Source organism: Halobacteria archaeon AArc-dxtr1 (assembly GCA_025517425.1).
Lineage (GTDB): Archaea > Halobacteriota > Halobacteria > Halobacteriales > Natrialbaceae > Halostagnicola.
This window is the reverse complement of sequence record JAOPJY010000001.1, coordinates 1,662,207-1,685,791: the sequence shown is the minus strand read 5'-3', so window position 1 is coordinate 1,685,791 and position 23,585 is coordinate 1,662,207. Positions and strand designations below refer to the sequence as shown.

8 protein-coding genes are annotated in these 23,585 nt (G+C 63.2%); 6 read left to right on the top strand and 2 right to left on the bottom strand.

Features of this window, described 5'->3' with window-relative positions:
* Positions 1-30: 30 nt before the first annotated feature.
* Together OB905_08580 and OB905_08575 are read left to right on the top strand one after the other, a co-directional pair.
* A complete protein-coding gene (locus OB905_08580; protein MCU4926040.1) occupies positions 31-1,227 on the top strand; it encodes a PQQ-binding-like beta-propeller repeat protein in 1,197 nt (398 codons plus the stop codon).
* A 77-nt stretch (positions 1,228-1,304) separates the two neighbouring features.
* On the top strand, positions 1,305-2,297 hold the full coding sequence (locus OB905_08575; protein MCU4926039.1) for an ornithine cyclodeaminase family protein: 993 nt from the start codon (positions 1,305-1,307) through the stop codon (positions 2,295-2,297).
* A 46-nt stretch (positions 2,298-2,343) separates the two neighbouring features.
* Here OB905_08575 and OB905_08570 read toward each other — a convergent pair whose 3' ends face one another.
* The gene (locus OB905_08570; GenBank protein MCU4926038.1) at positions 2,344-3,099 is read right to left on the bottom strand and encodes a DUF2071 domain-containing protein; all 756 of its coding nucleotides are present in this window, start codon (positions 3,097-3,099) and stop codon (positions 2,344-2,346) included.
* Positions 3,100-3,170: 71 nt separating this feature from the next.
* Positions 3,171-5,831 carry a leucine--tRNA ligase gene (gene leuS / locus OB905_08565; GenBank protein ID MCU4926037.1) on the bottom strand — a complete coding sequence of 887 codons (2,661 nt, stop codon included), beginning with the start codon at positions 5,829-5,831 and terminating at the stop codon, positions 3,171-3,173.
* 331 nt (positions 5,832-6,162) lie between these two features.
* Between leuS and OB905_08560 the strand changes: the two genes are divergently transcribed.
* The 4 genes from OB905_08560 (at position 6,163) to OB905_08545 (ending at position 23,530) form a co-directional block, all read left to right on the top strand.
* Positions 6,163-8,277 carry a PAS domain S-box protein gene (locus OB905_08560; GenBank protein ID MCU4926036.1) on the top strand — a complete coding sequence of 705 codons (2,115 nt, stop codon included), beginning with the start codon at positions 6,163-6,165 and terminating at the stop codon, positions 8,275-8,277.
* 214 nt (positions 8,278-8,491) lie between these two features.
* Positions 8,492-9,610 carry a response regulator gene (locus OB905_08555; GenBank protein MCU4926035.1) on the top strand — a complete coding sequence of 373 codons (1,119 nt, stop codon included), beginning with the start codon at positions 8,492-8,494 and terminating at the stop codon, positions 9,608-9,610.
* A 139-nt stretch (positions 9,611-9,749) separates the two neighbouring features.
* Positions 9,750-10,574 carry a winged helix-turn-helix transcriptional regulator gene (locus tag OB905_08550; protein ID MCU4926034.1) on the top strand — a complete coding sequence of 275 codons (825 nt, stop codon included), beginning with the start codon at positions 9,750-9,752 and terminating at the stop codon, positions 10,572-10,574.
* A gap of 146 nt (positions 10,575-10,720) precedes the next feature.
* On the top strand, positions 10,721-23,530 hold the full coding sequence (locus tag OB905_08545; protein ID MCU4926033.1) for a right-handed parallel beta-helix repeat-containing protein: 12,810 nt from the start codon (positions 10,721-10,723) through the stop codon (positions 23,528-23,530).
* Positions 23,531-23,585: the final 55 nt, after the last annotated feature.

Genomic DNA, 23,585 nt, shown 5'->3' with positions numbered 1-23,585 from the left:
AATATCAGTCAAGGAACTGTATCTTCGTCTATGAACCGACGGACCGCCCTCACCTCCGTAACCGCCTCCGCCCTCGGCGCGCTCGCGGGCTGTCTGAGCGACGCTGAAGCCCTCCTCTCCGACTCACTTGGCGACTCCTGGGATGGCACCGCTTCCGTCCCTGACGACGAGAGCCCCGAAACCCAGTTCCAGTACGGCGCCCGAAACGCCGGCGTTGCGCCCGGATCCGTTCCCGACTCCGCAACAACAGACTGGGAAACCCGCCTCTCGCCGGTCGACGGCGGCCTCGCCGTCGGGGACGAACGGATCGTCGTCGCCGCGGGTGGAACGCTGTTCGCCGTCGACCGCGCCGACGGCGCGGAGCTGTGGGACGCGGATATCGGCCACGACATCGCCGCACCGCCCGCCTTGGACGGCGAGGCGGCTTACGTCACCGCCTGGAACGGGACCGGCGACCGCGGTATCGCTGCACTCTCCCTTGCGGACGGCAGCGAGCACTGGCGCGCCGTCTCCGACGTGGATATCTCGTCCGCTCCGACGCTTGCGGGCGAGACCGTGTACGTCGGTGGCTCGATTAACAGCAGCCAGGTCATCGCTCTCGACGCGGCCGACGGAAGCGAGCGGTGGCGCTTCGAGGTCGGGGAAAACGCCCCGACGCCGGCCGTCGCCGACGGCACTGTCTTCGCCGCTGGGGGCTCCGAATCCGCAGTGTACGCGCTCGACGCCGCCGACGGCGACGCGATCTGGGAGTACGAGACGGACGATCGCGCCTGGACTCCGCCGGCCGTCGTCGAGGAGACCGTCTACGCTACCTCGCGAAGCGGACGGGTGTACGCGCTCGACGCATCCGACGGCGACGAGCGCTGGAGCACCCGGGTTGGTTCCGACGTGAGAGTGCCTCTCGCCGCGTCCCCCGAAGGCGTGTACGTGCCGACCGCCGACTCTCTGGTCGCCCTTGACAAGACGGGCGAGAAGCAGTGGTCGGTAGACCGACACGGCCTCGGCGCTCTCTCCGTCGCCGACGACGGTCTCGTCGCCGCCGGCGACGCCATCTATTGTTTCGATCTCGCGGACGGCAGCCAGCGCTGGCGCTACGCGCTTCCCGATCGGACTGATCTCAGTGACGGCGTCTACGCCGGTACCCGAAGTTCGCCCGTGATCGTCGACGGTACCGTCTACGCAGCCTCTTTCGGCGGCGACGTCGTCGCACTCAGCGAGGAGGACTGAGTCAACAGAACGGACTCGACTTCAACCGTTAAGACGCCGCCCACGAACAGTCGCATATGAACACCGAACACTCGCGTATGGAGACGCTCGTCTGCGACCGCGAGACGGTCAGACAGCACGCGACGACGGCCGACGTGATCGCCGTCGTCGAGGCCGCCTTCGCGGCCTACGAGCGCGGCGACGTTCGCATGCCTTCGAAGTCCTATATCGATCTTCCGCAGTACAACGGCGACTTCCGGTCGATGCCGGCGTATTTACAGACTGACCAGTGGGACGCCGCGGGTCTGAAGTGGGTGAACGTCCACCCGGACAACCCCGACGCCCGTGACCTACCGACGGTGATGGGGATGATGCTCTACTCCGATCCCGAGACAGGCTTTCCACTCGCAATTATGGACGGGACGGAGCTCACACTCCAGCGAACAGGGGCGGCTGCCGCCGTCGCCACGGATCACCTCGCGGTTCCGGACGCCTCCTCGCTCGGTATCGTCGGCGCCGGCGTCCAATCGGCCGCCCAGCTTGAGGCGATCGCCGCGGTCAGGCCGATCGAGACAGTCGTCGTGGCAGATAAAGACGAGGCACGCGTCCAGGCGTTCGTCGACCGGTTCGGCGACGAGTTCGACGTCCACAGCGGCTCGATCGCCGAGGCGGGACACTGCGACGTGCTCTCGACGGTGACGCCCGTCTCCGAGCCGATTGTCGGCCCCGAGGACGTCGGCGAGCACACCCACGTTAACGCCATCGGTGCCGACGCGCCGGGCAAGCACGAACTCGCCGATGACCTCCTGCTCGACGCAACGGTCGTCATCGACGACCGCGAGCAGTGTACCCACTCCGGCGAGATCAACGTCCCTTACGACAAGGGGACGCTCACGGGTGCAGATATCCACGCCGAGATCGGCGAACTCGTCGTCGACGCGAAGCCGGGTCGAACCGACGGAACCGGCGTCACCGTCTTCGATTCGACGGGGCTCGCTATCCAGGACGTCGCCACCGCCCGCGTCGTCTACGAGACCGCCCGAGAGCACGGTGACGGCGTGGCGATCGATCTGGTCGGCCTGGGTCGGTAGCCCTAGTGGGGGTCGGGTCGATCACAGTCGCCGGGCGATCGAGCGCTCACTCCCGCAGTCGCCGGGCGATCGATCCGGTCATCCCCAGCTTGTCACAGTAGTGCAGCGTCGGCTCCCCGATCGGCTCCGGAAGGTCGTTCGCCTCGAACAGCGTGTTCTCGCGGATCTCCGCCGTCGCGGGCTGGAGCGGCCATGGCTCGTGGGCGATCTCCGCGCCTAAGACGCCCCCCGCCTCCTCCGGCGCGTAGAGCCGTCGGCGCGCCGTCGCCCAGTAGGCGAACGAGCCTGGCCTCGCGACCGTGGACTCTCCTGTCGGCTGGTAGGTCGCTTCGAAGCGGGCACCGTCTCGCTCACTCGAGAAGGCGACAGACTCTCCGTTCGGGTGGACACGCATCCGTGCAGCCGCGACCGGGAGTCTGGTCGTTCGTCCGACGAGCCCCGCCAGCAGCGGCTGTCCGAGGTCGATACTGCAGAAGAAGACGGCCGGATCGCCGCGGTAGCTGACGTACGTCCGGACGTTCACCTCCGGGAACGAGAGCCGGGTTAGCTGCGGCGACCCCCTGAGTCCTGCATCCGCGAGGGCGAACGGGAGGACGCTGATCCAGGCTCGGCCATCCCAGGTCTCCAGGTCCAGCGGCTCGGGAATATGGGGCGCGAGTGCCGCCGGCTCGACCGGCCAGTGGGCGAACAGCCCATACCGCCAGGTCATCGCGAGTACGTGCGGAAACCGCGTTCGAGCAGCGTTCGATCCCCGTCTGCGCTCGGTTCGCTGTGAGCCGGTATTCGACACGATACGTCTCATCGATTTGACCTCCTACCACGGCAACCGTCAAAAATCTCGGGCGCTTGCGCCCACCCGAACGGCCGCCGGACCTATTCTTCGATCTCGATCGCCGGCCGCCCCGGCTCGGCCTTCCGGACGACGCTCTCTGGGACGTCCGCCGCCCGCACCACGTCGACGTCGGCTTCGAACTCGCGTTCGATCAGCCAGGTGGCCGCCTCGAGCGCCGCGAACTCCTCGTCGGGACCGAGCGTCATTTCGAGGGCTTCGCGCTCGGCCTGGAGATCCTGGCCGTAGCTCGCGGCGGCGTCGCCCTGTTCGCGAATGTGACTCTCACCCATTAGCTCGCCGATCAGGTTTGGTGCGTCGCTCTCGATGGCGATCTCTAAGGCGTCGTACTTCCAGTCGGGGGCAACGACGACTTCGATTCGCTTCGGGTCTTCGATGCCTGCGACCTCGACGATGTCGCGGACGTCCTCGCGAGTGTTCCGGACCAACTGCCGCCGTTTCGTGACGTGCTCGCGGTCGACTTCCGCGGTCGGCCAGGGGGCGTCGACGACGAACCCCTCGCCACCCAGTGCCTCGTGAAGCTCCTCGGCGAGGTGTGGCGCGACCGGTGCCAGCAGCCGCACGACGGCTGCGAGTCCCCGCTCGTAGGTCTCGGCGTGGGGTTCCGCGTACTCGGCGTACTGCCGGAGCGTTCGGACCAGGTCCTGGGTCTCTCGCAGCGCGCGGTTAAATCGCAACTCGTCGTACTCCGACCCTGCGATGGCGACCGTGGCGTCGATCTCGCTCGCGACGTAGCTGGCGACGGCGTCGTCTGTACCTTTCGGGGGCTCGTCGACGACGTCGGTGACCATCTCCTGGAGTCGCCCCAGGAAGGCGTTCGTCGACCGGACGCCCTCCTCGCTCCAGTCGAAGTCGCGCTCGGGCTGAGCGGCCTGCATCATAAAGAGGCGGGCGGTGTCAGCGCCGTACTCTTCGACGATGCGCTGGGGCGAGACGACGTTGCCGACCGACTTCGACATTTTCTCGCCCTCTAGCTGGACCATGCCTTGTGCGAGCAGATTCGTGAAGGGTTCACGGTGCTCGAGTCCCTCGTGGTCTGCCAGCACTTTCGTGAAGAATCGTGAATAGAGCAGGTGCATCACGGCGTGCTCGATGCCGCCGACGTACTGGTCGACGGGCATCCAGTCGTTCGCTCGCTCCGTCTCGAAGGGTGCCTCGTCCAACTCCGGGGAGACGTACCGCAGGAAGTACCACGAGGAGTCGACGAAGGTGTCCATCGTGTCCGTCTCCCGGGTGGCCTCGCCGCCACACGCGGGGCAGGTTGTCTGTTTCCACTCTTCGGCCGCATCGAGGGGGTTCCCAGTGGTGTTGATGAACTCCGGCAACTCGACGGGGAGGTTTTCCTCGGGAACCATCACGGCGCCACAGTCATCGTGGCAGTGGACGACCGGAATCGGGGTTCCCCAGTAGCGTTGTCGGGAGATCCCCCAGTCACGAAGCTGGTACTGGGTGGCCGTGTTGGCGCTCTCGATATCTGCGGTCAGCCGTTCTCGTGCCGTCTCGCTGCCGAGTCCGGAGTAGTCGCCGGAATTCACGAGCACGCCATCGTCGGTGAACGCTGCCTCGCTAACGTCGGGCGCCTCGGGCGCCGTCTCGCCGTCCCAACTCTCGGGTTCGGGGGCGACGACGGCCTCGATCGGCAGGTCGTGTTTCTCGGCGAAGGCGTGGTCGCGCTCGTCGTGGCCGGGGACGGCCATCAGCGCGCCCGTCCCGACGTCCGAGAGGACGAAGTCCGCGACGTAGACGGGAATCTCCTCGCCGGTCGCCGGGTTCGTCGCGGTCAGATCGGTCGCGACGCCGTTTGGCTCGTCACCCTCTGGGTCGGCAACGTGGTCGACGAAGTGACGCACGTCCTCGTCTTCCTCGGCCACCTCCTGGCTGATCGGGTGATCCGGTGCGAGCGCGAAGAATGTCGCGCCGTGGATGGTGTCGAGACGCGTCGTAAACGCCGTCACCGATCCGTGACCCGAGATGCCGAACTCGACTTCAGTGCCGTCCTGGCGGCCGATCCAGTTGCGCTGCATCTGGCGCACCGAGTTTGGCCATCCGTCGAGCTCGTCGATCCCCTCGAGTAGCTCGTCTGCGTACTCGGTAATCCGTAGGAACCACTGCTCTAACTCGCGGCTCTCGACGGCCGTGTCACAGCGCCAGCAGAGTTCGGCCTCGCCCTCGACCTGTTCGTCTGCGAGGACGGTCTCGCACTCGGGACACCAGTTGACCTCGGCGTCGCGGCGCTCGACCAGCCCTTCCTCGTGAAAGCGGGTAAAGAGCCACTGGTTCCACTGGTAGTACTCTGGTACGCAGGTGGCGATCTCGCGATCCCAGTCGTAACCAAAGCCCATCGCCTCCATCTGGCCGCGCATCGTCTCGATACACTCGAACGTCCAGTCGCGGGGGTTGGTGTCGCGTTCCTTGGCCGCGTTCTCGGCGGGGAGGCCAAAGGCGTCCCACCCCATCGGGTGAAGCACGTCGTCGCCTCGCATCCGGCGGTATCGGGCGTACGCGTCCGTGATCGTGTAGTTGCGGACGTGCCCCATGTGGAGCTTGCCGGACGGATACGGGTACATTCCCAGCACGTACGTCGGATCGTCGACGTCGTCGGGCGTGCGGTAGGCTTCGGCCTCGTCCCACGCCTCCTGCCAGCGCCGCTCGACCGCCGCGTGATCGTATCCCTCGTCGCTCATTTCTTACCTCGTTTTAGGAGTCGTCGCCGTCCTATAGCTTTCCATACGACTATCGCGCCGCGGTTCGCTCCGGATCTGGATTCGCCTGGCGAGCTCGGCCGTCCGGATCCGAGAGCGGGTCGAAACCAGCCTTCGCCTCGCAGAACGAGCGGTGGGTGTCGACGTCAGTCGAGACGCCGTCGCCGCTTGTGGCTCTGACCGGGGTCTGTCCAGTCGTAATGTGTGTGGATGACGAGTTGTGTTTTCGGCTCGCCCTCCTCGGTCTTCCGCGACCGTCCGATCACACAGGTGCTCCCGAACGTATTTCCCAGCGACGGTCCCTCTATGACCAATGGCCGATGCGTACACCTCCCTGCACGCAGCCTCGCTCGTTGCGATCGGTCTCTTGAACCTGGGGCTGGCCGTCCTGGTTCTTCGGACGCGCTCTGAACAGGACGTCGTCCCCCTGGCGGGATTTCTGGCTGGCATCTCGCTGTGGACGATCCCGCAGGGGTGGTTGCTCGTCGAAACCAACCCGACCGTCGGTCTCGCGCTCTCGCTCGTCATCAATTCGGGGGCCGTCATCATGGCGACCGGGCTCTTTCACTTCGCGCTGGCGTACACGGGGCGAACAGACTGGCTCCGGCCAGGCCGGCTCGGCCTCGTTTACCTCGGGACCGCCGCCTGGATCGTCGTCATCGTGACCGATCCGATCCACCACTGGATGCACCAGCCCATGGAGTACACCCAGGTGCTGTTACCGGTGGTCGAGTTCCAGAACACCGGCTACTGGCTCTACGTCTTCTGGAACTGGTCGCTCTCCGCTGGGGGGATCTTCCTCTTTTTCCTCGAGTACGTCGACGCTCGTGGCAGCGGCGTCTACCACAAGCAGTCGCGACTGGTCGTGCTCGCGCCGTTGATCCCTGGCGCGACGAACGTCCTCGCGTTCGGGCAGGTGACCTCGATGAACTACTCGGTCTGGGCGTTCGGCGCGACCGGGATCCTCATCGCCATCGCGCTCTACCGCTACCGGTGGCTCGACCTCGTTCCGATCGCGCGCAACCGGGTCGTCGACGAGATGCGTGACGGCTACCTGGTGATTGACGACGCAGGGCGCGTCGTCGACTACAACCCCGCGGCTCGATCACTCCTCGGCGGAGAGGTGGCCGTCGGCGATCCCATCCGGGAGGTCCTGCCCGAATGTCGGCCGCTGCTCGACGGTGACCGACAGGAGCAGACGATAACCCGGGGAACGACCGTCGTTGACGCCACCGCCTCGACCGTGGGCGATGCCTCCTCGGCCGTGGGCGAATCCACCCTCTCGACCACCAGCGACGGTCGTGCGGAAGGGTGGGTGTTGATGCTCCGGGACGTCACCGCTCAGCGGCGGGCCGAACGACGGTTCCAGGCGCTCATCGAGAACGTCTCCGACGCCGTCGTGGTCGTGACCGCTGCCGGCGAGATCACCTACGCCAGCCCATCCGTTCGTTCCGTCCTCGGCTACCGTCCGGACGACGTCGTCGGCTCGTCGGTGTTCGAGTACGTCCACGACGACGACCGGCCGCGTGCAGTCGAGTCGTTCGACGCCCTCCTGACTGGCCCCAATGACGAGAACCGCTTCGAGTACCGGGGGCGCCACCACGATGGTTCCTGGGTCGGTCTCGAGGGCGTCTCCGCGGACTTACTCGACAACGACATCGTCGGTGGCGTCGTCATCAGTCTCCGGGACGTCACCGAACGGAACGAGCGTGAACGGGAACTCGAACGGACGAACCAGCGTCTCGACGAGTTCGCTGGCGTCATCAGCCACGACCTGCAGAACCCGATCGGGCTGGCGCGGACGCACGCCCGACTGGCCAGGGAGTCGGGGGACCCCGAGGACGTCCGGATGGTCGAGCACGTCCTCGACCGGATGGAGCGGATGATCGACCGTTTTCTCACGATGGCCCGGGCCGGGACGACCATCACGGCGACCGAACCCGTCTCGCTGCGCTCGGTGGCGCTCGACTCCTGGGAAGCGGTCGCCACTGGGGAGTCGACTCTCGTGTGTGACCTCCCTGCCGACTGGACGGTCAAGGGCGACGGCGAACGGCTCCGTCACGTCTTCGAGAACCTCTTTCGCAACGCCGTCGTTCACAACGACGAGCCGGTGACCGTCCGGGTCGGACCGCTTACCGGCGACGGTGTGACCGGTAGTTCGACCGCGACTGCCGACGGTGCAGTTGTCACTCGAACGATGGTCGGGACGACGGTCGACTCCCCGGTTGGGTTCTTCGTTGAAGACGACGGTGACGGGATCTCCGACGCCGTCCGTCCCCACGTTTTCGAGCGGGGCCACACCACCAGCGCCGATGGAACCGGGTTCGGCCTCGCAATCGTTCGCGACGTGGTCGAAGCCCACGGCTGGACCGTTGCGGTGACGGTCGGCCGCGATGGCGGTGCCCGTTTCGAGGTGGAGACGTCGTGATCGACCGAGGGTGTCGGTTTCGGCACCAGTGGGGCTACCGATTCGGCTCCCTACTTACGTACCGCTCTCGGCTGCAACGGTCGACGCGCTGTGTCCACGGGTCAATCTGCGAAAGAGATAGTTTCACCTGTGAACAAGGGTCGAGGGTGAGACTGACCAGTTCGGTGGGGCAGTCGTCGAATCGGTTCCGTCCCGCGATGGTGGGTGAGGTGGCGTGAGCACGGCAGACGAGGTCGTCTCCGGAACGCTCGACGTTCTCCTCCTCGAAGATACGCCCACGGAAGCGGCCCTCGTCGAGCGAATCGTTCGCGGCTCCGGGTCGGCCGCCAGCGGGGACGCCGTCGTCGACGTCGGCGAGTGGCACCACGCCGACACCCTGGAGGGGGCCATCGCCGTCCTGGATCGAGCGTCCGTCGACGTGATCGTCTCCGATCTCATGGTTCCGGACAGTCGCGGCGCCGACACCATCGCCGCGCTCAACCGTCAGGCGCCACTGGTCCCGATCATCGCCCTGACGTCCCACGACGGGAATCGCATCGGGACACAGACCATTCAGGCGGGCGCTCAGGACTACCTCGTCAAGGGTCGGATCGACGCCGAGACCGTCGGCCGCTCGATTCGTTACGCGATCGAGCGAAAGCGCCACGAACTCGAACTGCTCGAGACGAACCGCCGTCTGGCACTGCTCGGGCGGATCATCGGCCACGATCTCCAGCGGGAGATGAGCGTCTCCATGGGCTGGGCCGGCGAACTGACGGACGACGGCGGCGCCGACCGCGCCTCCACCGACCGTGACGTCGCCGAGTCACTGATCCACTCCCTCGAGATCGTCGTCGAACTGGCCGACGCGGCCGCGGACGTGGTCTCGCTGATCGAAAGCACCTCCGAGGAAGACCTCGAGGCCCGATCCATCGACGCTATCCTCGAAACCGAAGTCGATCGGTATACCGCCGCTCATCCGTCGGTGGCGTTCACGCTCGACAGTCTCGACAGTGACGTCCCGGTGCTCGCCACGCCGATGCTCGGATCGGTGTTCGAACACCTCTTCTCCGAGGCGATCCAGGTGCACGGTGCCGAGGAGCCACGACCGCGAATAACGATCGGTGTCGAAGACACCGTCTCCGTGACGATTCGGGGAGAGGGCGTCTCGCTCACCGACGACCAGGTCGCGTTCCTGAACGACCACGAGACGCCGTCGGAGTCGGCCCGTCGGACGGGAACCGGTCTCTATCTCGCCGCGACCGTTCTCGACCACGTCGGTGGCTCCATCCACGTAGACCGCGACTCACGTATCGTGGTCTCCCTCGAGCGTCCCCCCGACTCGGACGAGTGAGGCCACCACGAGACCGTGCCGAGGTAGCTGTCGACCCTCTAGCGTGCTCACCCGAACCCACGACCGTGTCCTGCACCCGTCGTACCCACTCGCGCTTACGACCGTGACGTATATTGACACCGGCCCGAACCATTCAGTAATGCCCTCCGGCCCTGACCACGGAGGCGACGCCTTGGTCGCCACCCTCTCGTTGCTTTCGCGGAAGTGGACGACCCGGATCGTCCGGGCGCTCGACGCCGAGGGGCCCCTCGGCTTTTCCTCTCTCGAGTCCGCCGTCCCCGGGGTCTCCGCGAAGGTCTTGACACAGCGTCTCGAGGCGCTTATCGACGCCGGCGTCGTCCAACGCACGGTCGTCTCCGAGTCCCCACTGCGCGTCGAGTACACACTCTCCGAAGCGGGTCGCGAACTCGAGGCCGTCTTCGACAGCCTTGAAGACTGGGGTGAGCGACACCTGGTCACCGACCGGCCCACGCTCGTCGTCGCCGACGAGGACCGCCGGTTCACCGACATCGTCAGGCGGTGGTTCGACGAGAGCTACACTGTCCGGCGCGCTCACGACCGCGAGGAACTCGTCGAGGCCGTCGACGAGCGCACGACGGTCCTCCTCTCCGACACGCACCTCCCTGGAACCGCCCACCTCGAGATCTCGGGGTTGATCGACGGCGCGAGTCCGGACTGTCGGTTCGTCGCGTTACGGACTGGGCGGATCGGTCTGTCGGTACTGGATCTCGACTGTGACGCCGTGGTTCGAAAACCTCTCTCGAAGACAGCCCTCGGCGAGATCGTCATGACGCAGGTGGATCGGTACGGAGAGGATGCCCTCGAGCGTGAGTACCACGCACTCTGTGCGAAACGAAACGCCCTGCAGGAGAACGTCTCGGAGGCCGTGCTCGACGGTGACGAGCGCTTTGCCGCACTCGAAGACCGGATCGTGGCCCTCGCATCGGAACGCGACGGCGAGTGATTCGGTCGGTGATTCTGGGGAGTTCGGTGGGTTTCGAGCGGCTTTGCTCGACGTTCGGATCGCGACTGGTTTACTTACCGAACGGTAAGTGGGTCGGCACCGAATGGTAAGCGATAGATTATACTCATTTACGTGTGACCCTCAGCATGCAACGACGGTCCTCCCAAGAGAGTCGACGATTCGGTCGAGTGCAGGTGTTTGCGATTCTGTTTTCGGTGCTGATGGTTGGATCGATTATGGTGCCGGTTGGTGCTATAGGGCCCTCAAGCGTCGAAGATGGTGGATTGACTGATAATTCTGAGGAACTCAAGTCAGCGGATATTGATGGGGTCAATGAAGAGATATCAGACGGCGAAGATGGTCCTACGTTAGATTTGGAACCCGCCGAACCTGAACCTGACGACGAAGAGAGTGACTCTGACTCCGCGGATGACGGATCAGACGATACGACGGCGAACGAGGATGAAAACGATGCAGGGCCGAACGATCGGGTCTCACCGACAACATTCGACGCTGAGGAAGGTGAGATCCTCTGGGAGGCCGACGAGTCACTAGAGAGCGACGCAGCTCCGACGGTAGTTGACGGCATTCTCGTTATCGTAGCGTCCGATCGCGTCGTGGCGTACGATGTCGGCACCGGTGAGGAACGGTGGGCGACAGAGATTTCTGCCCGTGGGTCGCCGACGGTCGTCGACGGGACTGTGTATGTCTCTGGTTCCGACGGCGTTTGGGCACTCGATTTGGAACTCGGAGCGATCGAGTGGCACGTCGAGTCCGACGAAGACGCGATAAGCTCGACCGGGTACCAGTCGGTCGGTGACGGGGGTGTGTACGTCAGCTGGTCTGACCAATCCTCAGGCACGGTTCTCTCCCTCGATGCCGAGACAGGTGATGAGAACTGGTCCATCGAGACCAACAGCCAAGTCTACGCCGGACCAACGTTCAACAACGGAACCGTCTATTACGTCACCTCGGACGGGATGATCGCTGTCGACGCAGGGAAAGGGGACGAACAGTGGACGTGGGACGAGATAGGTACTCTCCAGGACCGCGGTGCGGTGACGGAGCCAACTATTGTAGATGGTCTTGTCTATTTCAGCTATACGGAAGGCCTTGGTTCGAATGATCCTGATCCAGACGACTATGAGCTGTTCACCGTAGCTATTGACGAAGAAACCGGTGAGACGGAGTGGGAAGTTGAGTTCGATGATCCGCAACCGGCGCTTCTAACAACACCTTCATCGCCAACAGTTTCCGGTGAAGGTGGCGAGTCAACAGTCTACGTTGGTCAGGATGGGTTGTATGCGCTCAAGGCGGCCGATGGAACCGAACGCTGGTCGGACAACGATGCAGTAGCCGACGCGCCAACGGTCGCCGACGGTACGCTCTTCGTACCACAAACCACCGATTCGGAAGCGTTCAGAGCGCTCGACCCGAAGGATGGAACTGAACTCTGGTCAGTCGAGACCGGTGACCGAAGCAACGTAATCGTCGTGGATGGCGTGGCGTACGCCGCCGTCACGAGCGGCGACGAGCGTATCATCGCAATTAATGCGGGCGTCTCGGGTTCGAGTAGCGACTCACGCGTCATGCTCGGTGGGCAGAACAATCACCACCAGTGGACCGGCGATATTCCGGATTCCGACCCCAGAGTCGTTGATGTCGAGTTCGATGGGGGTGCGTTTGTCGAAGATGAACTAACGGTCACGGCCACGGTCAGAAACGACTGGGATCCGACCACGTCGGCGACCGTTACCCTCCAACTCGAGGACGATCTGCAGGTTAGCCGGACCGTCGAGGTGCCCGCCTACGGCACGAAAACGGTCGAACTGCCGCTGACCGCGCCAAGCGAGAGCGGCGAATACGCCCTCGGAATCAACGACGAAGAGAGTGGGACACTCACCGTCGTCGACGAGAACGACCCGATTTTCCGGTCCGTGCTGCCGTTTTTCGACACGCGACTGGAGGGCAATCAAATACAGGTCTCCTACGAGGCGATGAACCTCGGGGAGTATACCGATGAGAACACGACTCTCTCGCTTGATGGGCCGGCGTTCGACGATCGCGAAGACGTCGCGTTCGTGGATGCAGAAGGACCTGTGAACGGTGAAAAAGAGACCTATATTTTTGTCACCGATCCGATCGACGAACCCGGAACCTATACGGCCTACATCGAAGACGAAGAGATCGGCACAATCGAGGTATTACCGGACGGTGAGCCGATCTACGTGACCGAAACGAACCGCCTCCAGGCCTCGATCATAAGCGGCGTTGAAGCACCTCTCGATCCGAGCGCAGCGGGCGAGGCGAGCGTCGACGTTCGATACGAGAACCTCCACCAGAATCGAGAGAGCGTCGAGAGCGAACTCGTCGCCTACGACGACGGGGGAATCGAAGTCGCGAACGACACCAGGAATCTCGACGTCGACGGCGAGAGCACCGTGACCGAGCGATTGAGCGTTTCGCTCGCCGAGGCGGGTACGTACCATCTCGAGGTCGATGGTCAATCGGTCAGTACGGTTGAGGTGCTCGTCGACGGCGTTCAGGATGGCGACAGCATCCAGGACGCGATCGACGCAGCCCAGCCGGGCGACACGGTCTTCGTCGGGAACGGCACCTACGAGGAGTCGCTGACGATCGACAAGGAACTGACGCTGCGGTCGGTGGTTGAGCGGGGAGCCGTGCTCGACGGCACCGACGGACTCGAGGGTGCGATCAGAGTAGAGTCTGACGACGTGACCGTCGATGGGTTCCGGATCGAGGGGTATTCCGGCGGAGACGGGGCAGTCTTCGTCAATGGCGATGAGTTCACACTTCGAAATAGTACTCTCGTCGACAACGACGTGAGTGGCCTCTATCTCACTCAGCACAACGATGGATTCACTATCGAAGGCAACGTGATCAGCGGGAACGTAGACGGGATTACGTACGATGACGGTTGGTATGGCAGTGATAATGTAGTCATTGAAAACAACTCCATCGCGGACAACTCGGGGACAGGAATCAAACTTGGAACCGACTGGTCCAACGTTGCCATCGTCAACAACACCGTCACGAGTAACGCCGACGGAATTGTTGTTGGAGACGGGGAAATACGCCAGAACAACGTAACGGCAACAGACGGCATCGCCATCCAGGTCCGGAGCGGTACGGTCGTGGCGGACAATACGATCGAAGGTGCCGAATGGGGGATCCTCCGGGCCGGTACTAGCTCCATGGACGGGACGGTCATCGAGGGGAACACCTTCCGCGACATCTCCCAGGCAATCCCACACGCGGGTGACGATACGATCGTCCGTGACAACGAGTTTTCGGGGACTGAAGTCGACCTCGTGCTCGACGATGCGATCAACGTCACGGTCACTGACAACCAGTTCGCCACCGGCGTTCGTTTCGACGGCGTTCCCGAAAATCTCGACGAGCAGCCACACGAGATGTCCGGAAACACCGTCGGCGAGGACGACCTGTTCTACGCGGCCGGCGTCAGCGACCCGACGATTCCTGAGAACCCCGGACAGATAATCCTCGTTGACGTCGAGAACGCGACCGTCTCCGGACTCGATATCGACGGCGTGATCTCCGGGATTCAGGTCGTTCACAGTGCGGGCGTGACCATCGCCGATAACGAGTTAGCGACTACACAGACAAGCCACGGCGGTATATCCGGCTCGATTAGCGTCTGGAGCTCCACGGACGCAACGATCGAGCAGAACGTGATAACCGAGTCTGATCGGGCGATCTACGTGGTCGACAGCGACGGGGCATCGATCACCGACAACAGGATCGAAGACGGTTCGTATGCAGGAATTTCGATCAGACAAGAACACGTTTCATCGTTCGAAGAAACCACAACGGTCTCGGGCAACGAAATCGAGACCGACCAGCGGGGCGTGGACGTTATTTCGGTGGACTCCGTCGAGATTCTCGAAAACAAGATTTCGCAGTCCGACCGCGGAATTTACATCGATGGGGGTGAGAACCTACGGATCGACGGCAACAGTATCGAGAACGCCGACAGTGGGGGAATTCGAATTGGGATACCGAGGTCAGCGGCCCCTGTCAGTTCCGTAGATGACGTCGAAGTGACGAACAACGTTATTACTGGAAGTGGGGGCCACGGAATCGAAGTCGACGGCCGAGACGGTACGACAATCGAATCCAACACGGTAATAGATAATGCCGATCGGGGAATCTTCGTCGATTTTGGCAGCGATGCCGGTTCTATTCACAGCAACGACGTCAGGAATAACGATGTGGGTCTGTACCTCTTTGCGAGAAACGACGATGTCGTCGCCATTCACGATAACGCGATCGCCGGCAACGATCAGGGACTCGTCTACGATGGTCACGGGACGCTCAACGCGACGAACAACTGGTGGGGTCACGAGAGCGGCCCCAGCGGTGAAGGCGACGGGGATGGCGACTCGGTCGGGGAGAACATCGACTACGAGCCATTCCTCAACGAAAATCCAATCGGTGCGCCGCCGCTCGAGGCATACTTTGACGTGGTGATTGACGACATGAACTCACCGGTTGACACGGGCGAAGACCTGGAAGTTACCGTCACTGTCACCAACGTGGGCGAGAAGACGGGAACCCAGACGATTTCCCTCGAGGACTTCGACGGAACGGTCGTCGATACGAAGGAACGCACACTCGACGGGGGCGAGGATGAGACACTGGCCCTCACGTGGACGACAGATACTGATAACGTTGGCAGCGGCGAGGTGACAGTTAAGAGCCAGGACGATATCGCCACCGCACCAGTGTCGGTTACCCACGATGGGCCGGTGACGATCACCGAGAGTACAACTATCACGACGCCAGGAACCTACCTCCTCGACGAAGACCTAACGAAGGACTCGACGGCAATCGTGATCGACGCGAACGACGTGGTCTTCGACGGGCAAGGGCACACGATCCAAGGCGCCGATGTGGATGGATCCCAGTACGGGATTCACGTTGACGGCGCGGATAACGTCACCCTCACTGACGTGACGATCGACGGCTGGGACACCGGACTGTACTTCTCGGGAAGCGACGGCGTGGTCACGGATGTGCTCGTCGAGAACGGTGGCACCGGCGCCGAGTTCGCCAATGCGCACAACAACGAGGTGACGAACCTGGTAACGCGGCACAACGACTACCGGGGGCTTGAGGTCGGCTCAGGGTGGCAAGGATACAGTCACGACAACGTGTTCACGAACGTCACCGCTTACCAGAACGAGGCCCAGCAGAGCGCGCTCTCACCCGGCGCAGTGCAGGTGAGATCCGGTTCGACGGGGAACGTCTTCGTCGGACTGGACTCCTCGTCGAGCCAGGCCGGGCTGACGACGTTCGGCTCGGGTAACACGTTCGTCGACGTCACGGCCGACGACAACTCGATGTACGGGCTGAATCTCGAGAGCAACGTCGGGAACGAGTTCGAGAACGTCAGCGTCTCCGGTAACGGCTGGAACGGGATCGTCGTCGACGACAGCAGTGGAAACGTCCTGCGGGACGTTACGGCGTCTGGAAACTACGGCGAGGGAATCTACCTCATCGGCGATTCACGGTCGAACGAACCCGTCGTGCACAACGAGTTCCACGGAGTTACCGCGACCGAAAACGAAGGGAGCGGCATCGGGTTGACCGCCGCCGACGACAGCACGTTCACTGACGTCACATTGATCGACAACACCGGTAGTTCGCTCAGTCTGGTCCGCCAGTCGAGCGGGAACACATTCACCAACGTCACCGTTATCGGTGGAACGTGGGACGCCGTACACGTCGCCTCCAGCGAGAACTACAACAACGCGTTCGAGGACGTCACGATCGACGGAAGCCCGACCGGTATGGTGATCTACGGCGAGAACACGACTGTCTCGAACCTGACCGTCACCGATGTCGAAGGAGCCGACGTCTTACTCGACGGTGAGAGCGATACCACGCTCGACCGGCTGACGCTGGGCGACGCGACGGTGACAGTCGTCGGAAACGGTGTACAACTCAACGCGGCGGCCGGCTCCGGAACCGGTCCCGACGGATTCGACTCCCTCAGCAGATACGTCGAGGTGACCAGTCTGGATGACGACGCGGCACTCGCAGAACTCCGGATCTACTACGACGCGGCCGACCTCGGCGATCTCGACGAATCGACGCTCGGCATCTGGCGTTACGACGGCACTTGGCACGCTCCCGGCGACGAACCCTACGAGTCGGGAGTCGACGCAAACGAAGGATACGTCTACGCCACCGGTGTGACCGGCTTCTCCACGTTCGGCGTCTTCGGCGAGTTGGACGACGTCCCCGATCCGGACCCCGAACCCGCCTCGTTCGATGTAACGATCGACGGTACCGCCGATCCGGTCGTTGCCGGCGAGGACCTCCTCGTCACCGCAACGGTCGAGAACACTGGCGACGAGGACGGAACCCAGACAGTCGAACTGGTCGCCGACGGCACGGTCCTCGACGAGATCGACGTCACCCTCACGGGCGGCGAGTCCGAGACCGTGACACTCGTCTGGGCGACAAGCACGGGAGACGCAGGCGATGCGATCACGATCGTAGTGGAAAGCGACGACAGTGAGGCGTCCACCGACGTGACCGTCGAGGCGGCCTACGCCGATCTGACCGTCGTCGACGGAACCCTTGACCGAAGCGACGTCGAGGTCGGTGAATCCGTCACGATCTCTGCGGAGGTGACCAACGACGGGACGATCGCCGGCGACGAGACGATCTCCCTCGAAATCGACGGCGTGGTCGCTGACGACGCGACGGTGTCCGTCGCGCCGGGTACGACCGAGACGGTCACCTTCGAACACGTGTTCGCCGATGCCGGCGAATACGCCGTGACCATCGGCGGAACCGCTGTTGACACCGTTACTGTCGCTCCTCCACCCGCCTCGTTCGACGTACTGATCGAGAGTACGGACGCGCCAGTGGTTGCCGGCGAGCCCCTCTCGACCGTCGCGACGGTCGAGAACCTCGGCGGGATCGAAAGCAGTCAGACGATCGAGTTAGTCGTCGACGGAACGGTCGTCGACACAGTTGCGGTCTCTCTCGACGGTGGCGAGCGAGAGACGGTGACACTCGTCTGGGCGACCGAGGCAGAAGATGCAGGCGACGTTTCGGTCGTCGTGCGCAGCGACGACGACGAAGCCGCGGCGGCGGCGACTGTGGAGGCGGCCTACGCCGACCTGGTGGTCGTCGACGGAACGATCGATCCGGATTCTGTCCTGGTCGACGAGACCGTCACTGTCCTCGCCGAGGTGACCAACGACGGGACGGTTTCCGGAACGCGAACTCTCACCCTTGCGACGAGCGATGTGTCCGTGGCCAACGAGACAGTAACTGTCGATGCCGGAACAACCGAGACGATCGCGTTCGAACACGCGTTCGGTGCCGCTGGCGAGTACGACCTGACCGTCGACGGGGCCCCCATTGGAACCGTGGCTGTCGCCGAGCCGGCGTCGTTCGACGTGACGATCGAGAACACGACCACGCCGGTGGTGGCGGGAGAGGAACTCGACGTTACTACGACGCTGACGAACACCGGCGATATCAGTGCGACCCAACCGATCGAGCTGGTTGTCGACGGAACGGTCGTTGACGCGATCGACGTCTCCCTCGACGGCGGCGAGCACGAGACGGTAACGCTCGTCTGGGCGACCGAGGCAGAAGATGCAGGCGACGTTTCGGTCGTCGTGCGCAGCGACGACGACGAAGCCGCGACGGCGACGACTGTGGAGGCGGCCTACGCCGACCTGGTGATTGTCGACGGAACGGTCGATCCGACCGCCGTTACAGTCGGTGACAGCGTAGCTGTCGTCGTCGAGGTGACCAACGACGGAACGGTCGCCGGTAACGAGGAACTCGACTTCGAGGTCGACGGCGTGCCGGTCGACGCCGAGACGATTTCCGTCGAACCGGGTGCGACCGGGACGGTCACCTTCGAGCACGCGTTCGACGAGGCCGGCGAACACGACCTGACTGTCAACGGAACCGCTGTCGGCACCGTCGCTGTCGCGGATCCCGACGCGTCTGTCCTCGTCTACGGTGCGAGTGCAGACCGGGAGACGGTCGGAATCGACGAGTCGGTCACCGTCTCCGTCGACTTCTTCAACAGCGGTGATCAACCGGGAATCGAAACCCTGGTGCTCGACGTTGACGGCGAGGCGGTCGACGAAGCGACGGTGTTCGTCGAATCCGGAATCACCCGCGACGGTGGGACGCTCTCTTGGACTCCCGCGCCGGGCGACATTCCCGATGAGGGCGAGAGCGCCGAGGTGACGCTCTCGGTCAACGGCTTCGTCGTCGAAACGGTCACGATCGAGAACCAGTTCTCTGATGTGCAGGTCATCGCGGCCTCGCTGTCTGAAACCGACGTTATCCAGGGCGAGGAGGTGTACGCGATCGGCAGCATCTACCAGGACGGGACCGCCGAGGGTCCCGAGACGATCGACCTCGTCGCCATCGACCAGGAAACCGGCGACGAAATTCACCTGGGCAGCCAGGAGGTAACGCTCTCCCCAGGATTCTATCACCTGGGTGCGCTCAACATCACCGCGGCGCTCGAAGAACCCGGCATCTATGACCTCGAACTCGGCGACCGCTCCGCCGGAACGGTCGAGGTCGAACCTGCAGTCTCTGATATTCAGGTCATCGCAGCCTCGACCTCGGAGATCGAACTGATCGAGGGTGAGGAAGCCTACACCGTCGGCAGCATCTACCAGGCTGGTAACGTCGAGGAAACCGAGACGATCGACCTGGTGGCAATCGATCAGGACACCGGTGAGGAGATTGTCCTGGGCAGCCAGGATGTGACGCTCTCTCCGGGCTTCTACCACCTGGGAGCAATCAACATCACGTTCGCACCCGAACCGGGAACCTACGACCTCGAACTCGGCGACCGCTCCGCCGGAACGGTCGAGGTCGAACCGGGCGAATCGGACATCCAGGTCATCGCGGCGTCGACTTCGGAGATCGAACTGATCGAGGGCGAGGAGGCCTACACTGTCGGGAGCATCTACCAGAGCGGGAACGTCGAGGGAACCGAGACGATCGAACTGACGGCGACAAACACGGAGACGAACGAAACCGAGATCATCGGCAGCCAGGAGGTGACCCTCTCTCCGGGCTTCTACCATCTGGGTGCGCTGAACATCTCCTTCGCACCCGAGGAAAGTGGTACCTACGACCTCGAACTCGGCGACCGCTCCGCCGGAACCGTTGAGGTCGAAGCCGCCGAATCGGACATCCAGGTGATCGCGGCGTCGACCTCCGAACTCGAGCTGATCGAGGGTGAGGAAGCCTACACTGTCGGCAGCATCTACCAGGCTGGCAACGTCGAGGGAACCGAGACGATCGACCTGGTGGCAATCGATCAGGACACCGGTGAGGAGACCGACATGGGAAGCCAGGAGGTGACGCTCTCGCCCGGGTTCTACCACCTGGGTGCGCTGAACATCACGTTCGCACCCGACGAACCGGGGACGTACGATCTCGAACTCGGCGGACAGAACGCCGGGGCGATCGACGTCGAACCCGCAGTCTCTGACATTCAGGTCATCGCGGCCTCGCCGGACGGATACAATCTCACCGTCGGTGAGGAAGTCAACGTCATCGGAAGCGTCTATCAGGCAGGGAATATCGAAGGCACCCAGGAGATCTCACTGAACGCGACCCACCGGGGGACGAACGAGACGGTATCCGTCGGCAGCCAGGAGGTGACGCTCTCCTCGGGCTTCTATCATCTCGGTGCGCTTAACATCTCATTTACACCCGAAGAGGCCGGGACCTACGATCTCGAACTCGGCGGACGGGATGCGGGCTCCGTCTCCGTCGAGCAGTCCCTTTCGGACATTCAGGTAGTCGGTTCCTCGGTCGCCGACGTGGAACTAATCGAGGGTGAGCACACCTCCGTGACCGGCAGCATCTACCAAGCCGGTGAGGAAGGTGGTACTGAGACGATCGAACTGACGGCGACAAACACTGAGACCAATGAAACCGATGTCGTCGGCAGTCAGGACGTCACACTCGATCCGGGCTTCTACCACCTGGGAGCGATCAACATCACGTTCGAGCCCCACGCGCCTGGAACGTACGATCTCCACCTCGGTGAGCGCTATGCAGGCTGGGTCGAGGTTGAAGCCGCCGAATCGGACATCCAGGTCATCGCGGCGTCGACTTCGGAGATCGAACTGATCGAGGGCGAGGAGGCCTACACTGTCGGGAGCATCTACCAGAGCGGGAACGTCGAGGGAACCGAGACGATCGAACTGACGGCGACAAACACGGAGACGAACGAAACCGAGATCATCGGCAGCCAGGAGGTGACCCTCTCTCCGGGCTTCTACCATCTGGGTGCACTCAACATCTCCTTCGCACCCGAGGAAAGTGGTACCTACGACCTCGAACTCGGCGACCGCTCCGCCGGAACGGTCGAGGTCGAAGCCGCCGAATCGGACATCCAGGTCATCGCGGCGTCGACTTCGGAGATCGAAGTCTTGGAAGGCGAGGAGCTGTACGTGGTGGGTAGCATCTATCAGGCTGGCAACGTCGAGGGAACCGAGACGATCGACCTGGTGGCAATCGATCAGGACACCGGCGAGGAGATGGTCCTGGGCAGCCAGGAGGTAACGCTCGCACCGGGCTTCTACCACCTTGGTGCGCTAAACGTGACCGCAACGATCGACGATCCGGGCGTCTACGACCTCAAACTGGGCGATCGTGATGCCGGCGAACTGGACGTGACCGAGGCGTACTCGGACGTACAAGTGATCGCCGCTTCTTCCTCCGAGATCGAGATCGCGCTGGGTCAGGAGCTACATGTGGTGGGAAGCATCTACCAGGCTGGAAACGTCGAGGGAACCGAGACGATCGAGTTAGTCGCGATCGACCAGGACTCCGGCGAGGAGTTCGTCGTCGACAGTCAGGAGGTAACGCTCGCGCCCGGGTTCTACCACCTGGGTGCGCTGAACATCACCTTCCAGCCCGAGCAGACCGGTGCGTACGAACTCAGGCTCGGTGACCGATACGCCGGGACCGTTGAGGTCGTCGAACCGACCGTCGATCCGTCCATCACGAACGTTGAGGGCTACTCGGACGGGTACGACCTCGATCTCGAGGCAGACGCGGTCTATGCGAGTGAGGATACCACCGTCACGATCGACGTCGAATCCGACTTCGATCTCGAGGAAGCGACGCTGCTGGTCAGTTCCATGCAGACGACCTACTCCGTCGGCGTGGACGCAACCCACGACGGCAGCGACCGCTGGACTGCCGAGATTCCGCTCGACGCCCTCCCCGACGACGGGGCATACGAGGTGTCGGTGATTGCAGTGGACGAACAGGGGAACGCGGGGATGGACGCCGCGGACGAACTTCTCGTGATCGACCGAAATACCCCCTCGATGTCGGTGACGATCGAGGACGTCGACGGTGACTCCGCGACGGTCGTCGTCGAGAGCGACGAGCCCCTCTCCGATGTTCCCGACGTAAGCGCGGTCGTCGTCCACGACGACGGCTCGACGTCACCCGTGACGGTGACCCTCGACGGGACGAGCAACTCTGATCAGCTCTTCACCGGCACGATCGAGTTCGAGGAATCCGGCGAGTACGTCGTCACTGCTACCGGAACCGACCGCGCCGGTAATGTCGGGAGCAACGACGTGTCAACGGTAATCAACACCGGGTTCACGATCGGTGACGGAGAGATCGTCATCGACGAGACGGGGACGACGATCACGTTTGACGTGATCGAGGAGGCAGAACAGGCAATCCTCGCCGAAGAGTTGTTCCTCGCGCTCTCTGAGAACTCGGTCAACACGAACCTCGGCGCTGGTGAACTCGGCGTCGGCTTCTTGACTGCGCAACTGGACGGCTTCATCGACTACCACATGGAATCGGGGACGATCGAGAGCGCGACGGTCTCGATGGCCATCGACGAGCACGAGCTCGATGACGGTGCGTCAGTTGACGACGTCGGCCTCTATCACCTCGACGAGACCAGCGGCGACTGGAACGCAGTCGACTCGACAGTGACCTATTACGACGACGATCCGTTCGTCGTCGCCGACGTTACCAGGTTCTCGACCTACGGGGCGCTCGTCATCGACGAGGAGCCACCGGAGATCGTCGACGTCTCGCCAGCCGACGGGACGTCGCTTGACGCGGAGACCGAGGAGATCACCGTCGGCTTCGAATACGAAGACGCGCTCTCGGGCGTCGACGTCGGCGCCGTTGCGCTGACGGTAAACGGCGAGGACGTCACCGACGGCGAGAACGCACAGATCACGGGCTCGGTAGCGGAGTACACCTTCGACGTCGCGCCCGGCGAATCGTACGTCGCCGAGATCACGGTCGCTGACAACGCTGGCAATGTGGCCAGTGCTGAGACGGCCTTCGAGGTCGAAGATGAAGTCGACCCGACGCCCGACGAACCACCGGAGATCGTCGACGTCTCGCCAGCCGACGGGACGTCGCTTGACGCGGAGACCGAGGAGATCACCGTCGGCTTCGAGTACGAAGGCGTTTCGTCGACAGCTGACGGCGCCGTCGCGCTGACGGTAAACGGCGAGGACGTCACCGACGACGAGAACGCACAGATCACGGACTCGGTGGCCCAGTACGTCCTCGCCGTCGCTCCCGGCGAATCGTACGCTGCGACGCTCACGATCCTCGCCGAAGACGGCAGTGACGTCACTGCTGAGACGTCTTTCGCCGTCGAGGATGCCGTCCCAGACGATGACGAGGATGATAGCGACGGTACAGACGACGCTTCAGACGACGAGAGAGCAGACGGTGACGGAGTCGACCGTTCGGCGGATGACTCTCGGACGGCTACCGGAGACGATTCGGCGGATGACGATTCGGTTCCTGGATTCGGCGTGTTGACCGTGCTCGTTACCATCGGCACACTGCTGCTCGGACGAAGCCTTGTTCGAACACGTCGCAAAAAGAACGCTCGCTCGTAGTTCGGCTCGGCTCTCACACGGACAACTCGATTGTCCTCAGTTCGCCACTTTGGCG

What these genes read in the sequence shown, in the direction of transcription:
- OB905_08560 (MCU4926036.1), top strand. Translation starts at nt 6,163, where the DNA reads ATGGCCGATGCGTACACCTCCCTGCACGCAGCCTCGCTCGTTGCGATC.
- OB905_08570 (MCU4926038.1), bottom strand. Translation starts at nt 3,099, where the DNA reads ATGAGACGTATCGTGTCGAATACCGGCTCACAGCGAACCGAGCGCAGA.
- OB905_08545 (MCU4926033.1), top strand. Translation starts at nt 10,721, where the DNA reads ATGCAACGACGGTCCTCCCAAGAGAGTCGACGATTCGGTCGAGTGCAG.
- OB905_08580 (MCU4926040.1), top strand. Translation starts at nt 31, where the DNA reads ATGAACCGACGGACCGCCCTCACCTCCGTAACCGCCTCCGCCCTCGGC.
- OB905_08575 (MCU4926039.1), top strand. Translation starts at nt 1,305, where the DNA reads ATGGAGACGCTCGTCTGCGACCGCGAGACGGTCAGACAGCACGCGACG.
- OB905_08550 (MCU4926034.1), top strand. Translation starts at nt 9,750, where the DNA reads ATGCCCTCCGGCCCTGACCACGGAGGCGACGCCTTGGTCGCCACCCTC.
- leuS (MCU4926037.1), bottom strand. Translation starts at nt 5,831, where the DNA reads ATGAGCGACGAGGGATACGATCACGCGGCGGTCGAGCGGCGCTGGCAG.